Origin of the sequence: Oceanicola sp. 22II-s10i (assembly GCF_002210105.1) — a bacterium.
GTDB lineage: Bacteria > Pseudomonadota > Alphaproteobacteria > Rhodobacterales > Rhodobacteraceae > Pseudooceanicola.
This window is the reverse complement of sequence record NZ_AQQU01000022.1, coordinates 20,271-33,968: the sequence shown is the minus strand read 5'-3', so window position 1 is coordinate 33,968 and position 13,698 is coordinate 20,271. Positions and strand designations below refer to the sequence as shown.

General features: G+C 71.3%; 15 protein-coding genes. 8 read left to right on the top strand and 7 right to left on the bottom strand.

The annotated features are described in order from the left end of the window. From ATO6_RS23865 to ATO6_RS23840, 6 genes are all read right to left on the bottom strand, one after another. Window positions 1-752: hypothetical protein (locus ATO6_RS23865; protein ID WP_217899061.1), on the bottom strand; the 752-nt coding region annotated here is incomplete at its 3' end. A gap of 164 nt (window positions 753-916) precedes the next feature. Next, window positions 917-2,392: a hypothetical protein gene (locus ATO6_RS23860; RefSeq protein WP_088626448.1), complete on the bottom strand. Its 1,476-nt coding sequence runs from the start codon at window positions 2,390-2,392 to the stop codon at window positions 917-919. Window positions 2,393-2,474: 82 nt separating this feature from the next. After that, on the bottom strand, window positions 2,475-3,812 hold the full coding sequence (locus ATO6_RS23855; protein WP_088626447.1) for a hypothetical protein: 1,338 nt from the start codon (window positions 3,810-3,812) through the stop codon (window positions 2,475-2,477). A 135-nt stretch (window positions 3,813-3,947) separates the two neighbouring features. Further along, the gene (locus tag ATO6_RS23850) at window positions 3,948-5,132 is read right to left on the bottom strand and encodes an SEL1-like repeat protein (protein ID WP_141102070.1); all 1,185 of its coding nucleotides are present in this window, start codon (window positions 5,130-5,132) and stop codon (window positions 3,948-3,950) included. Continuing rightward, window positions 5,129-6,730 carry a tetratricopeptide repeat protein gene (locus tag ATO6_RS23845; RefSeq protein ID WP_176441087.1) on the bottom strand — a complete coding sequence of 534 codons (1,602 nt, stop codon included), beginning with the start codon at window positions 6,728-6,730 and terminating at the stop codon, window positions 5,129-5,131. The genes ATO6_RS23850 and ATO6_RS23845 overlap by 4 nt, the downstream gene beginning before the upstream one ends. A 93-nt stretch (window positions 6,731-6,823) precedes the next feature. After that, complete coding sequence (locus ATO6_RS23840; protein WP_088626444.1) at window positions 6,824-7,579, bottom strand: A24 family peptidase; 756 nt, start codon at window positions 7,577-7,579, stop codon at window positions 6,824-6,826. A gap of 110 nt (window positions 7,580-7,689) precedes the next feature. Between ATO6_RS23840 and gspG the strand changes: the two genes are divergently transcribed. The 7 genes from gspG (at window position 7,690) to gspM (ending at window position 12,474) form a co-directional block, all read left to right on the top strand. Further along, the gene (gspG, locus tag ATO6_RS23835) at window positions 7,690-8,157 is read left to right on the top strand and encodes a type II secretion system major pseudopilin GspG (RefSeq protein ID WP_088626443.1); all 468 of its coding nucleotides are present in this window, start codon (window positions 7,690-7,692) and stop codon (window positions 8,155-8,157) included. Then, on the top strand, window positions 8,142-8,630 hold the full coding sequence (locus ATO6_RS23830) for a type II secretion system protein (protein WP_088626442.1): 489 nt from the start codon (window positions 8,142-8,144) through the stop codon (window positions 8,628-8,630). The genes gspG and ATO6_RS23830 overlap by 16 nt, the downstream gene beginning before the upstream one ends. Further along, window positions 8,621-9,010, top strand: a complete 390-nt coding sequence (locus ATO6_RS23825) for a type II secretion system protein (RefSeq protein WP_088626441.1) — start codon at window positions 8,621-8,623, stop codon at window positions 9,008-9,010. Before ATO6_RS23830 ends, ATO6_RS23825 begins: the two co-directional genes overlap by 10 nt. A 1-nt stretch (window position 9,011) precedes the next feature. Continuing rightward, on the top strand, window positions 9,012-9,692 hold the full coding sequence (locus ATO6_RS23820; RefSeq protein ID WP_088626440.1) for a type II secretion system protein GspJ: 681 nt from the start codon (window positions 9,012-9,014) through the stop codon (window positions 9,690-9,692). Then, window positions 9,689-10,678, top strand: coding sequence for a type II secretion system minor pseudopilin GspK (gene gspK / locus ATO6_RS23815; protein ID WP_088626439.1), 990 nt, complete (start codon window positions 9,689-9,691; stop codon window positions 10,676-10,678). The genes ATO6_RS23820 and gspK overlap by 4 nt, the downstream gene beginning before the upstream one ends. Window positions 10,679-10,777: 99 nt before the next feature. Beyond that, window positions 10,778-11,977, top strand: a complete 1,200-nt coding sequence (gspL, locus tag ATO6_RS25260; RefSeq protein WP_217899060.1) for a type II secretion system protein GspL — start codon at window positions 10,778-10,780, stop codon at window positions 11,975-11,977. Then, window positions 11,974-12,474, top strand: coding sequence for a type II secretion system protein GspM (gspM, locus tag ATO6_RS25255; RefSeq protein ID WP_176441084.1), 501 nt, complete (start codon window positions 11,974-11,976; stop codon window positions 12,472-12,474). Before gspL ends, gspM begins: the two co-directional genes overlap by 4 nt. A 13-nt stretch (window positions 12,475-12,487) precedes the next feature. On the opposite strand, the gene ATO6_RS23805 is transcribed toward gspM, so the two are convergent. Beyond that, window positions 12,488-13,000, bottom strand: a complete 513-nt coding sequence (locus ATO6_RS23805) for a hypothetical protein (protein WP_176441083.1) — start codon at window positions 12,998-13,000, stop codon at window positions 12,488-12,490. A gap of 116 nt (window positions 13,001-13,116) precedes the next feature. Here ATO6_RS23805 and ATO6_RS23800 point away from each other — a divergent pair, with 116 nt between their 5' ends. Beyond that, window positions 13,117-13,587, top strand: coding sequence for a type II secretion system protein N (locus ATO6_RS23800; protein WP_088626437.1), 471 nt, complete (start codon window positions 13,117-13,119; stop codon window positions 13,585-13,587). Window positions 13,588-13,698 lie beyond the last annotated feature (111 nt).

Genomic DNA, 13,698 nt, shown 5'->3' with positions numbered 1-13,698 from the left:
TTGTTCCTCAGCGTCAGCTGACCCAGCGTCCCCGCCCCCGTCTCCTCGATCAGCAGTGCGGCAGTGTTGTTGGAGCGCTGCAGGTGCAGCGCAGCCTGCGGGAAGCCCGTGCCGATCCCCACCTTGCCGTCACTGACAATCTCTATGGAAGATGTCGGCGCACCCGGCCGGACCTGGAACGGCAGTTTGCCCGCGGTCACATCGTAGAGGTAGAACCCCCCGTTGTTGCCCCGCATATCCCAGGAATACGAGGTTCCGACTGCGTCCTCCAGCCGGATACGGGCTTCGCCGAACGCGCCCTTGTCGACGATATGCAGGTTGGCCTGCGGGAGCGTGGTTCCCAGCCCGATGCTGCCGTTGCCTGCAACCCAGAGAGAGTTGTCCGGTGCAGGCCCCGCGATGGTGAACGGGATCGTGTTTTGTGTCCGGTTCTGAATAAAGAAGCGGTTTGTGCCCCCGTTTGAGAATTCGAGGATGGAGTTTGTATCGATCGTCCAGTCGTCGTCGGGAAAATTGGGATTGCTGGACGTGTCCGTCAGGTCGATCCGGACACGCGTGTCAGAGAGGATGAGAGAGGATGCAAACTGATCGACGATCAACGTCGACGGGTCATCGGGACATGACTGCCCAAGGCAGAGATTGTCACGTATGACCGCATCGTTGGACGCTTCAAGCACTGTCTGCGCAGAACCTTGACCGGCGGTTGCCAGCCCAAAGGCACATGCGAAAATCACATGCGAAATCTGTCTCATCGATCATCTCCCTCATAAAGAATGTGCCAACGGCCAACATGATTGCCGCCGGGTTTGAGTTTCAAGCTGCGGATGCCAAAGGTCTTCGCCCGGGCGGCGGCTGTCAATTCGGTGGGAGGGCCGAAGAGCCCTCTGGTCCAAAACCATGTATCTTCGGAGCCGCTTCAACGGGCAATCAGCGCCTCAAGTCGGGCGAGGCGCGCATCCTGCTCGGCCAGACGGGCCTGCTGCGCGGCGACCGTCGCGCGGAGATCGGCCCCCTCCTCGTGCAGCTGCGCGATATAGAGATGCGCCTTCTCCAACTCGTTCAGCATGCCGCCGGTCATCGCGGTGATGTTGAACGGCCCGTCCTCGGGCGTCGGGCCCACGTTCGGCAGGTGCCGGTCGCGCTTCATCATCGCCGCCTGCTCCGCGATCGTCGGCAGCGGATAATCCTCATCGAACACCCGGTCGCAGCCCGCCGCACAGGACCCGCCGGTGAACAGCTGGCCCTTGATATGCATGTTCCCCGCGGGCGTCAGACGCATCTCGATATCGGACGGACCGCCCGGCTCGGTCGTCACCCGGAACTCGCCAGACTGGTTCTGGAAGTTCCACGCCCGGCCGGTACCCGGACCCGCCGCCCGCGAGGTGTCCTCAAGGCTGAAGTAGACGATCCCGTTGTTCTTCAGCGCCATCAACTCCCGCGCCGCCGTCGTGCCGCTGTTGTTCTCCGCCACCAGCTTGGCCCCGTCGCCGATCGAGTTCAGCGCCCCCTCCAGCGTCATGTTCACGCCGGGGTCGAGCACCATCTCCACGTCATCCGCCCCGCCCGGCGCCGTCGTCACCCGGACGGTCCCCGCCTGGTTCTGGAAGTTCCACGCCCGGCCGGCGTCGTCCCCCGCCGCGATCGAGCTGTCCTCGAGCGTGAAGAAGGTGATGCCGTTGTTCCTCAGCGTCAGCTGGCCCAGCGTCCCCGCCCCCGTCTCCTCGATCAGCAGTGCGGCAGTGTTGTCGTCGCGCTGCAGATGCAGCGCAGCCTGCGGCAAGTCGGTGCCGACCCCGAAATCGCCGTCGTCGGCCACGTAAAGCGCCCGGTCCGGAGCCCCCCCGCGGATCTCGAAGGGGATGCTGAATTCCGCCGGATCATACAGGTAGAACCCGCCGGCATTGCCGTGCAGCTGCCACTTCTGGTTGAACACCGTGTCCTCGAAGGTGATGCCCGGATCGCTGCCGCCGACGATGTGCAGTTCGGTCTGCGGGATCGTCGTGCCGAGGCCGATCTGGCCGTCCTCGCCGATGTAGAACGCATTGTCCGACGCATCCTCGTGGACGATGAAGGGATAGTCGTAGCTGTCCTCGTTCTTCAGCGTGAAGGCCCGGAACAGGCCCGACGCGGTGTCGTCGTTCGACAGCGTCCAGGTGGTCCCGCCCGCGACCGAGGTGTCGAAGAACTGGAGCTCGGGGATCGTCCCCTTGATCTTGAGATCGGTCGCGCCGAAGGACTCTCCGTCCTCGCATTCCGCGCCGCCGACGCAGATGTTGCCGGTGACGATCAGGTCGGTGTTGACGACATCGTCGGCCCTTGCCTCTGAGCCGAGCGCCAGCGCCACGGCCAGCGCAGGGGCCAGAGCCGGTGTGAATGTGAAATGTCTGATCATCTGAATTCTCCCTTGATAAAAATCGGGGGGCCGCAGGCCCGCATCGTGCGAATGGTCCTTTCTCCCGTGCCCCGTGTCCTCGTCAGCGGCCGACGGCCGCCGCGACCAGCGCCTCCAGCCGGGCGATCCGGTCTTCCTGCGCCCGGTCCCGCGCCTCGCTCTCGCCCAGCCGGGTTTCGAGCTGCGCGATATAGAGATGCGCCTTTTCCAGCTCGTTCAGCATGCCGCCGGTCATCGCGGTGATGTTGAACGGCCCGTCCTCGGGCGTCGGGCCCACGTTCGGCAGATGCTTCTTCTCACGCATCATCGCCGCCTGCTCGGCGATCGTCGGCAGCGGGTAGTCTTCATCGAACACCCGGTCGCAGCCCGCGGCGCAGGATCCGGCGGTGAAGAGCTGACCCTTGAGGGTCATGTCCCCCGCGGGCGTCAGCCGCATCTCGATATCGGACGGCCCGCCCGGCTCGGTCGTCACCCGGAACTCGCCAGACTGGTTCTGGAAGTTCCACGCCCGACCGGTGTTCGGCCCCGCCGCCAGCGAGGTGTCCTCGAGGCTGAAGTAGACGATCCCGTTGTTCTTCCGCGCCATCAGCTCCCGCGCCGCCGTGGTGCCGCTGTTGTTCTCCGCCACCAGCTTGGCCCCGTCGCCGATCGAGTTCAGCGCCCCCTCCCGCGTCATGTTCCCGCCGGGGTCGAGCACCATCTCCACGTCATCCCCCCCGCCCGGCGCCGTCGTCACCCGGAAGGCCCCCGCCTGGTTCTGGACGTTCCACGCCCGACCGGTGTCATCACCGGCGGCGATCGCGGTATCCTCGAGCGTGAAGAAGGTGATGCCGTTGTTCCGCAGCGTCAGCTGACCCAGCGTCCCCGCCCCCGTCTCCTCGATCAGCATCGCGGCCGTATTGTCGCTGCGAATGATATGCAGCGGTGCCTGCGGCAGCGAGGTACCCAGGCCGAGATTGCCCGACGGCGCCAGCCAGAAGGCGTTGTCGGGCACACCGGCCTCGATTGTGAAAGGCGTGGTGCCGGCGGTCGTATCCTCGAGCGCGAACTTGTCGATCCCGCCATCGACACGCAGCTGCGGATCGTTGACCCGCAGCACCCAGTCGTTGTTCGGATAGGTCGAGCCCGACGTGTCGTTGAAGACGATGGAATTCGCCGCGTACTGCAAGATGAGCGTCTCGTCATTGCCGAAGCTCATTCCCTGCGAACAGCTGTTGCCGATGCAGAGGTTGCCATCGATAACACTGTGTGTCTCGACATAGATGCTGCCCAGATAGGGCACTGGCTGTCCCGGAGCGGGAACCTGCACCGTCAGATCGCCTTCGATAATGAGATCATTGGGAAGGGTTGTCTGGGCGAGGCCCGCACCGGCGACAAACACGAAGCTGGCGGCGAGACGGAAAACGGATCTGGGTTTCATAATGATCTCCTGAATAAAACGATGGTGGGCAACAAAGCCTTGGCGACGGCAAGCGCCGGGCCGGAGCAATAGGAAAAATGAACTTCTGCCGCAGGTTAGGGACAGCCTCCCCGGCCTGTCAAACCAGAACCGTCCTCAGGGCCGGCCCGCCTGCCAGCGGGCCTCGGCCAGTTGCTGCGCCTCGGCGATCTGGCCGGGGGTCATCTGCGCCTGCAGCGCGGCGCTCATCGCCGTCGCCTCGGGGAACGCGGCGGTGCCCGCCAGCAGCAGCCAGACCAGCGCCTCGACATAGTCCTGCGGCACCCCGCGCCCCAGAACGTAGAGCTGCGCGAGGTTCGCCATCGCGGGCGGATAGCCCCGCGCCGCCGAGAGCGAGAACAGCTGCCTCGCCGAGGCCAGCGCCTGCGGCGTCACCGGGTCGCCCTGCACCAGCAGCCAGCCCAGCTGGAACGCCGCCACCGGGTCGCCCGCCCGCGCCGCCTGCTGCAGCCGCGCCAGCCCGGCCTCGTCCGCCGGCGGCGGCGCGAGGCGCGCGTCGTAGACGAAACCGGGCCCCGCGCCGGTCTCGCCATTGCCCGCCATACGGTAGAGTTCGTGGGCCTTCGCCTCGTCTGTCGCGACGCCGAAGCCGTTCTCGTACAGCACGCCGAGGTTGTACATCGCCCGCCGCATCCCCTGCGCCGCCGCCGCGTTGAACAGTTCGGCCGCGCGGGCGTAATCCTGCGGCACGCCGGAACCGCGGACGTAGAGCAGCCCGAGGTTGTTCTGCGCCCGCGCGCTGCCCGCGGCGGCAGGCCCTTCGTAGAGCGCGCGCGCCCGGGCGTAATCCTGCGCGACCCCGCGCCCTTCCTGGTAGAGCAGGCCAAGGCTGATCGCCGCCTCCTCCAGCCCCGCCTCGGCCGCGCGGGCATAGAGCGCGGCGGCCTGCGCCAGTTCCTCCGGCGTGCCGTCCTGTTCCAGCACGACCGCGTGGTCGAAAAGGTATTGCGGCACCCCGCTGCGGGCCGCGAGCCCCAGCCAGTCCAGCGCCGCCGCGCGGTCCTTCGGCACCCCGAGCCCCTCGTGGTGATACCGCCCGAGCGCATTCTGCGCCTCGGCATTCCCCGCCTCCGCGAGGGGGGCGAAGATCTCGGCCGCGCGGGTGAAGTTCTGCACCACCCCGCGCCCCTCGTGGTAGCGCCGCGCCAGTTCGAGCCGGACCGCCGGATCGCCGGCCTCCGCCGTCTGCGCCCCGAGCGGCGGCGCGGCAAGGGCGAGGCTCAGCACCAGCCCGCAGGCGAAACAGGCGGCCCGCGACATCGTCCCGGACGGCGCCGTCATCTGTCGGTCCTGACGGTCTGGTCCGCCTTCGGCGCGGTCTGCGCGGCGAACAGCCGGCGGGTCATCGCCTGCGCCTCGGCGATCTGTTCGGGGGTCATCAGCTGCGCCACCACGTCGCGCCGCTCGGCCGCCGCCGCATGACCGCTCGCAGCGGCCATGTTGAGCCAGGCATGGGCCTGCACGTAATCCTGCGTCAGCCCGTATTCGCCACGGGCCCAGGCCTCGCCGAGCGCCAGCTGCGCGACGATCTCGCCCGCCTCCGCCGCCTTGGTCAGCAGCGCCACGCCCTCGGCCTGCTGCCCCTCGCGCCCGGCCAGTTCGAGCCCGAGCGCGGCCTGCGCGGCGCGCATCCCCTCGTCGGCACGGGCCTGCAGCCAGTCCTCGGCGCCCGCCTCGCCCTGCGACATCGCGTAATGCACCCATGGCACCGCGCTCTGCGGGGCGACCATGCCGTCGAGCCGCCCCTCGATCGTCAGCCGCGCCAGCCGGAGCGCCGCGCCCGGATCGCCACGCTCCACCGCGGTGCGGTAGAGCGTGACCGCGCCCGCCATGTCGACCTCGGTCCCGCGCCCCGTCTCCTTGAGCCCGGCAAGCTGGGTCATCGACCGTGCCAGGCCCTCCTCCGCCGCGCGGGCGAACCACTGCGCGGCCAGCGCGTCGTCCTGGGCCAGCACGGTGCCCTCGAGATGGCCGATCCCGAGGTTGTGCATCGCGCCGGGGTCGCCCGCCTGCGCGGCAAGGTTCAGCCAGCGCAGCGCCTCGTCGCCGTCGGGTTCGATCCCCTCGGCGCCGGTCATGTAGTAGGTGCCAAGCGATCGCTGGGCCAGCGGCTGTCCCGCCTCGGCCGCGCGGCGATACCAGCCGAGCGCGGCCGGCAGATCCTGCCCCACCTCCTGCCCCGAGGCCAGCGCGTTGGCGAGGTCGTACTGCGCGTCCATGTGCCCCGCCTCGGCGGCCTTCGTCAGCCAGGCCAGCGCCTGCGCGGTGTCGGCCGCGGTGCCCTCGCCGCGCGCATACATCTGGCTGAGCTGGTAGGCGGCGTCGAGGTGGTCCTGTTCCGCGGCGGCCAGCAGCCAGTTGAAGGCGCCCTCGGGATCGGGCGCGCCGGTCTGCCCCGTCCGCAGCAGCAGACCAAGGTAATACTGCGCCTCCGCATCGCCGCGGGTGGCCGCGCGCTGCAGCAGCGCCGCGGCGCGTGGCACGTCGCGGGTGGTGCCGGCGGACTCGCCGCTCAGCAGGATGCGGGCCAGCAGGGTCGCGGCGTCGGCCTGGTTCTGGTCGACCGCCTTCTGCAGCCAGGCCATCGCGCCCTCCACGTCGCGGGGACCGCCGCGTCCCTCGAACAGCACACGGCCATAGCGGTATTGCGCCAGCGGGGTGCCGGCCTCCTCGGCCAGCCGCTTCAGCCCCGCGCGGACGGTGGTGAAATCGCCCCGGCGCCAGGCCTGTTCGATCTCGGCCATCTCGGGCAGCGGATCGGCCTGTCCGGTGGTTGCGGGTGGCGTCTCGCCTGCGGCGGCAGAGGTGTCCTGCGCAGCGACGGCGCCCGCGTGCAGAAGAATGCCGACCAGCAGGATCGCGCGTGTGGAAAATGTCATGATGCCCAATCTCTTCATCTTTTCCGGGCCAATATCCCGGCCTTTGTGCTCGGGCAGAGCCTAACGCGGTTTCCGCCCCTTCGCGAGCGTCGATTACCCGGCCAGCCGGATCAGCCAGACCGCGCCGCCCGCCGCCGCCAGCGCCGCGCCGAAGGGCAGCGGCCGCGCGCCCCGCAGCCCGGCTCCCTGCCCCGTCCATTCCCCGGCCAGCGCCGCGCCAAGGGCCGCCAGCGCGGCCAGCAGCACCATCAGCGGCAGATCCCACGGACCGGTCAGCGCGCCGAGGCCCGCCATCAGCTTGACGTCGCCCAGTCCCATCCCCTCGCGCCCGCGGACCCGCCGGTAGCCCGCGCGCAGCAGCCAGAAACTGCCCGCGCCGATCACCGCGCCCGCCAGCGCCGCCGCCAGATCCCCCGCCACCGCCGCCCGCCCGAGCGCCAGCGCCAGCAGCGCGCCGGTCAGCGGATCGGGCAGCCGGAACCACAGCAGGTCGCACAGCGCCAGCGCCAGCAGCAGCCACAGCACCAGCGCCGTCCAGACCATCCCGCCCGGATCCGGCGCAGCGATCACCGCCAGCCCGGCCAGCCCCGTCGCCGCGATCTCGGTATGAAGCAGCCAGGGTGGCAGCGCCGCACCGCAGGACCGGCAGCGCCCCCGCAGGACCACGTAGGACAGCACCGGCACCAGGTCGCGCGGCCCCAGCCGGGTGCCGCAGTCCCGGCAGCGCGAGCCGGGCCAGACCACGCTTTCACCGCGCGGCAGCCGGTCGGCCAGCACGCCGATGAACGACCCTATCACGGGGGCGAGCAGGACGAGCAGGGTCGCGACGATGGGGGCGGTGACGGCCATGGCACCGGTCTAGGGCCGCGCCTCCGCACCGGCAAGCATTCCGGCCCGAAGCGATTGTCACCGCCCGCCACGCTGCCTATCGTGCGCCCGAACCAAGGACCGAACCCGCCATGCCCCTTTCGCCCCGTCCCGCCACCGACCGCGCAGCCGACAGCGACACCGACCGCGAGGCCGGGTTCTCGCTCCTGGAACTGATGGTGGTCGTGGTGATCCTGTCGATCCTCGCGCTCGTCATCGTGCCGCGGGTCATCGACCGGCCCGATCAGGCCCGCGTGGCGCGTGCGAAAAGCGATCTTGCCGCCATCGCCAGCGCGGTGAACCTCTACCGGCTGGACAACTTCCGCTACCCGACCACCGAACAGGGCCTCACCGCGCTCGTCACCCGCCCCGCCTCCGAACCGGTGCCCGAGAACTGGACCGGTTACATGGACCGGCTGCCCGTCGATCCCTGGGGCAAGCCCTATCTCTACCTCGCGCCCGGCGTGCACGGCGATTTCGACGTCTTCACCTATGGCGCCGACGGCACATCGGGCGGCGAAGGGGTGGATGCGGACATCGGGTCATGGGACGCGAACTAGAGCCTTTTCCGCCTGAAACCGCCCCGCCCTCCGCGGGCGAGGCCGGGTTCTCGCTGATCGAACTGGTGGTGGTGACCGCGGTGATCTCGGTCCTCGCCGTCGGCGCGGGGCTGAGCGTGGCGCGCCGCGACGCCAGCGCCGTGGCCGCCGACCTCGCCCGGTTCGAGACCGCCTTCGCGGACGCGCGCGACCTTGCCATACGCGAACACGGGCGGCGGGGCCTGCGGATCACCCCGCAGGGCCTGACCCCCGCCCGCTTCGGCAGCGACGGCTGGTCCGGCGCGGCGCGCGAACAGCGCTGGAACGGGCGGGTCGCGATTGTCGCCCATGGGCCGCTGCCACCGCCCGGCGCGCCCGAGGTGGTGGTGCTGTCGAACGGCCGCGCGACCGCGTTCCAGATCACCTTCTCCGCCAGCGGCGAACCCGCGCGGACCTGCCGCAGCGACGGCTGGACGGGGCTGACATGCCGCTAGGCCGCATGTCCCGCCGCCGCGGCGCCGACCGCGGCCTGACGCTGCTGGAACTGGCGGTGGCGATCCTGATCCTGTCGATCGGCAGCCTCGCCGCGCTGCGCGCCACCGGCCAGTCGCAGCGCGCGATCGGCGGCGGGATGCCCCGGCTCATGGCCGAGGTGGTGGCCCGCAACCGGGTCGAGGAACTGCGCATCCCCGCCCCGCCCGGCGCCGCGCCCGCCCTGCCCGCCACGGTCGAGATGGGCGGCCGCAGCTTTGCCGTCACCACCCGGACCGAGGCGACCGAGGGCGGGTTCGTGCGGGTCACCGTGACCGCCCGGTCCGAGGGCGGCGCGGGCCCCGGCGCCCTGCTGGTCACCTACCTGCCGGTGCGGCGCTGAGATGGCCCGGCCCGAGCCCAGCGACCCCGGCGACCGCGGCCTGACGCTGATCGAGCTGGTGGTGGCGATGGCGGTCTTCGCCCTCGTCGCGGTGATGGGCCTGCAAAGCCTGACCGGCATGATGCGCCTGCGCGAGAGGCTGGGCGGCATGGCCGACGACACCGCCCGGCTGGCCACCGGGCTGAGCCTGTTGCGCGCCGATCTCGACGCCGCGCTACCGATGGTGTTCTTTCCGCCCGACGGCAGCCTACCCCGCTCGGCGCTGATGTTCGGCCCCGAGGCGGGCGCCCCCGTCTTCGAGATCACCGTGGGCGGCCTGCCCGCGCCCGAGGGACCGGACCGCCCCGGCGGCGGCATCGGGCGGGTGGAATGGCGGCTCGACCCGGCGGCGGGCACGCTGGCGCGGCGCGAATGGCTGGCGCTGACCCCCGCCCGCGCCGATGCGCGGATGCCCGAGACGGTGGTGCTGACCGGCGTGACCGGCATCGCGCTGCGCAGCCACTGGCCGATGCGCGGCTGGATCGCGGGCGTCTCGGGCAACCAGTTCGACACCCGACCGGCGGGCGACGGCGACGCGGCGCCGGTCCGCAGCTCCTACTCCAGCGATCTGCCCGACGCGGTCGAGGTCACGCTGATCACCCGCGATCACGGCCGGATCTCCCTGCTGGAGAGCCTGAAATGAGGCGCGAGCGCGGCTTCGTCCTGGTCAATGCGCTGATCATCGTCGCCGTGCTGTCGGCAGCGGCGGTCTATCTGCTGGCGCGCGCCGAAGGCACCCGGGCGCGGCTGGCGGCGGGGCAGGAGGCGGCGCGGCTGACGCTGGCGCTCGACGCCTTCGAGGCGCTGGCGCTGACCCGGATCGGCGGGGACCGCTTCGGCGGGCAGCGCGGCGTGGACAGTCTGGACGAGGACTGGGCCCGCCCGGTCGAGGACCTGCCGCTGGAGGGCCTGCGGATCTCGGGGCGGATCACCGACATGCAGGGTCTGTTCAACCTCAACTGGCTCACCCAGGCCGACGACCCGCAGATACAGGCGGCCTTCGACCGGCTGCTGCGGCGGATCGGCGTCTCGTCCACCGGCGGCCGGGCGATCCGCGAATTCCTGTCGCCCGGCGGGCCGGACGACGGCGCCTACGCCGCGCTGACGCCGCCGCTGAAACCCGTGGGCGGCGCGGTGCTGATGGTCGAGCAGGTGGCGCAGATCCCCGGTCTGGCCGCGCGCGATCTGGACCGGCTGCGACCCTTCGTGACCGCCTATGCCGACATCGGCGCGGTCAACGTGAACACCGCGCCGCCCGAGGTGCTGGCGGCGCTGCTGCCCGGCGTGCCCGCGGCCCGGCTGGACCGGGCGCTGGCGGGGCGGGTGCGCGCGCCCTATCCCTCGGTCGATGCCTTCACCGCCGCGCTTGGCGGGCTCGCCGGGGCCGGTGAGGACGCGGCGGCGGACGAAGACGGACAGGCGGCGGATGCCGACGGATCCGCCACCCCCGGCGATACCGAAACCCTCGCGCGCCCGGTGACCGATCGGCTGGGCGTCGGATCCGACTGGTTCCGGGCAGAAATGCGGGTCGACGACGGCCCCCGCAGCCTGACCCGCGTCGCGGTGATCCGGCGCGGCGGCACCGGCACCGGCCCGCGGGTCGAGTGGCGCCTGACGGGCGCACCCTGAGGCGCGGATCGGGTCGGGATGCGAAGCGGCATTGATCCCGGACCGGGCAACCGCCATCCTGTGGAAAAGACGAAGGGCCGGGCAGGGGATCGGACGGGCGTGGCGAGGCAAACGGCAAAGAGCGGCGGCGCAGAGTTCATGCGCCTGACCGGCACGGAGGTGCGTCCGGCCGCCCGACAGGTCGCGCTGGTGCCGGGCGCCGAGGTGCCGGTGCTGAGCTTCGACCTGCCCGCCGGGCTGCGCGGCATGGCGCGCGAACAGATCGCCCGGCGGCAGTTCCGCGACCGCGCCGGGCTGGGCGACGCCAGCATCGAACTGCGCCCCTTCCACCGCCCCGGCGGCGCCGACAGCTGGACCCGCGCGCTGGTGGCCGATGCCGGGCGGATCGCCGAATGGCGCGGCACCGCCACCGCCTGCCGCGCGGTGCTGCCCGACTACCTGTCGCTGCCCGCCGCCGATGGCGTCTGGACGCTGGCCGTGCCCGAAGCCGAGGTGACCAGCGAAGCGGTCATGGCCCGGCTCGGCCCCGACGACGGCTTTTCCGCCGCCGCCGCCCTCGCCCCCCGGATGATCGCACGCGCGCTCGACGCCGCGACCCCGCCGCCCAGGGCGCTGCTGCGTCTCGGGCCGCCCTTTCCGGCGGTGGAGAGCCTGTTTCAGGCGCGCGGCATCCCCGTGCACGACGATCCCGCGGCGCTGATCGCCGCCGGTCTGCCCGAACCGGTGGTGCTGGGCCATGGCGAGCTGGACTTCGACCTGCGGCGCGATCCGCAGGCCGCCCGCGCCCGGCTGCGGCGCCGGGTGCTGCCCTGGCGCTGGCCGCTGATGGGGGCGCTGCTGGCCGCCGGTCTGTGGGCCGCCGCGCAATACCTCGCCATCGGGCGGATCGAGGCGGTGACCGCCGGGATCGACACCGCCACCCGCACCCTGGTGCGCGAACATTTCGTCCCCGTGGGGCCGGTGCTGGACATCAGGGTGCAGGTCGCCCGCGCGCTCGAGGCCGCCCGCGCCGCCGCCGACACCGCCACGCAGCCGTCGGACCCGCTCGAGATCTTTGGCCGCGCCGCCGAGGTGATCGCGGCCGAGGGCGCGCGGACGATGCGGGTCGATTATGCCCCGGCCGACGGCGTGACGCTGGTGCTGCGGCTGGACGATTTCGCCGCCGCCGACCGGATGGGCGGCGCGCTCGAGGTCGCCGGGCTGACGGTCGAGATGCTGGGCTCGCGCGTGGCCGAGGGCGGCGACGGCGTGCGGATCGAACTGCGCGTGACCGCGCCCGAGGGAAAGGCGCGGCCATGAGCGACCGGCTGATCGACCTTCTGCTGCGGCTCAGCCCGCGCGAACGGCGGCTGCTGGCCCTGCTGGTCTGCGTGGCGCTGCCGGTGGCGTTGGCGGCCGGCTGGCTGATCCCGCTACAGGAGCGGCGCGCGGCGGCGGACCGGGCCCGGATCGAAGCGGCGGACCTGCAAATCTGGGTGACCGCGCGGGTCGCCGACAAGACCCGGCTGGACGCCGCCGCGGGCCCCGGCGGCGGCGCACCGCTGCGCCCGATCGGATCGAGCGGGATCGAGCAGAGCCTGATTGAGGCCGGCCTGCGTCCCGCGGTCTCCGAACTTGGCGCCCGCGCCGGCGGGGTGGTGGAACTGCGCTTCGACGAGGTCGATTTCGTGCGGCTGGCGAACTGGCTCTCGGCCACCGCACCGGTCTGGGGCTATACCATCGGCGCCTTCCGCTTCGAGGCGCTGGACACGCCGTCGAAAGTCGCCGCCCGGCTGACGCTGAGCCCGCCGGAATAGAGCCTGTTCCGCCCTAAAGCCGCTTGAGGCGCGCGTCGATGCTGGCCTTGCGCCCGGCCAGCGAACCCAGCGGATCGCCCTCGGGGTTGTCGCTCAGCGCCTCGGCCAGCGCGGCCTGCGCCGCCGTCAGCCGCGCCTTGCCGCCCGCCCGGTCGCCCTTGGCCAGCAGCGCCAGCCCGATCTCGTGATGGGCCGTGCCCTCGACCGCCCGCGCCGCGCCCCGGACGGGGCCGCTTTCGGCGGCGGCCACGGTGCTGGCCTGTTTCGCGGCCGCATCGAAATCGCCCGCGCGCAGAAGGCTGTGCGCATATTCCAGACGGATCCGGCCGCCAAGCGGCCCGGCTTGCGGCAGAAGCCGCGCGTAGCTGGTGTTCGCCCGCGCGAAATGCCCCTCTTCCAGTGCGTTCCGTGCCACTGCATACTGGTCGCGAAAGGAGTCGCCCCCGCCGATCACACCGCCGCAGCTGCCGACAGCGGTCAGACCGACACAGCACAGCACGGCCCTTGCCATGATAGTTACCTGCATTTTCCTGCTCTTTTTATGTTTGTTATTTGCGAAACAGATTACCATGAAGCCCCTGTTCCGTCCAGCGACGCGCAGCGTTCCGGTCCGGTGCGGGCACAGTCATTAGGACCCGTCCGATGCGTTTCGTCGCCGCCCTGATCTTTCTGCTGACCCTCGCCGCCGCCGCGATGGCCGGGCAGGTGCTGTGGCAGGAGATCGCCACGCCGCCGCAGGACGACACCCGTTCCGGCACCGACCTGCCCGAAACCGCCGCCGCACCGCCCGCCAGCCCCCCCGGCGCCCGGCGCTGGCCCGCGCTGTTCGGCGAGCCGCAGCCCCCCAGGCCGCCCGCCCCGCCGGAACCCGCCGCCGAACCGCAGCCCCCCGCGACCCCGCTGCCGCCGCTGTCCAGCCTCGGCTACGATCTGAGGGGCGTGGTCCGGACCGAGGGCAGGGTCTGGGCGGTGGTCGGCCATCCGACGGGGTCGAAACTGGTCCGCGCGGGCGACGAGCTGGCCCGCGACGTCATGGTGGAGCGGATCGACGGGGAGGGCCTGTGGCTGTCACGGCAGGGCAATCCCGAGGAACGGCTGGCCTTTCCCGAGTGACCGCGGCCGGCCATGGCGCGATGCCGCCGCAACGCCTTGTGAAAACGATACAAGAGATAGTGCCTTTGACGCGGGGATAGGCTAGGATTGCCGAAAGAGGCACCGGATCCC

Coding starts and splice junctions, on each gene's coding strand:
- ATO6_RS23860 (WP_088626448.1), bottom strand. CDS start 2,392: ATGATCAGACATTTCACATTCACACCGGCTCTGGCCCCTGCGCTGGCC.
- ATO6_RS23840 (WP_088626444.1), bottom strand. CDS start 7,579: ATGGCCGTCACCGCCCCCATCGTCGCGACCCTGCTCGTCCTGCTCGCC.
- ATO6_RS23855 (WP_088626447.1), bottom strand. CDS start 3,812: ATGAAACCCAGATCCGTTTTCCGTCTCGCCGCCAGCTTCGTGTTTGTC.
- ATO6_RS23830 (WP_088626442.1), top strand. CDS start 8,142: ATGGGACGCGAACTAGAGCCTTTTCCGCCTGAAACCGCCCCGCCCTCC.
- gspK (WP_088626439.1), top strand. CDS start 9,689: ATGAGGCGCGAGCGCGGCTTCGTCCTGGTCAATGCGCTGATCATCGTC.
- ATO6_RS23845 (WP_176441087.1), bottom strand. CDS start 6,730: ATGACATTTTCCACACGCGCGATCCTGCTGGTCGGCATTCTTCTGCAC.
- ATO6_RS23820 (WP_088626440.1), top strand. CDS start 9,012: ATGGCCCGGCCCGAGCCCAGCGACCCCGGCGACCGCGGCCTGACGCTG.
- gspG (WP_088626443.1), top strand. CDS start 7,690: ATGCCCCTTTCGCCCCGTCCCGCCACCGACCGCGCAGCCGACAGCGAC.
- gspM (WP_176441084.1), top strand. CDS start 11,974: ATGAGCGACCGGCTGATCGACCTTCTGCTGCGGCTCAGCCCGCGCGAA.
- ATO6_RS23850 (WP_141102070.1), bottom strand. CDS start 5,132: ATGACGGCGCCGTCCGGGACGATGTCGCGGGCCGCCTGTTTCGCCTGC.
- ATO6_RS23825 (WP_088626441.1), top strand. CDS start 8,621: ATGCCGCTAGGCCGCATGTCCCGCCGCCGCGGCGCCGACCGCGGCCTG.
- ATO6_RS23805 (WP_176441083.1), bottom strand. CDS start 13,000: ATGCAGGTAACTATCATGGCAAGGGCCGTGCTGTGCTGTGTCGGTCTG.
- ATO6_RS23800 (WP_088626437.1), top strand. CDS start 13,117: ATGCGTTTCGTCGCCGCCCTGATCTTTCTGCTGACCCTCGCCGCCGCC.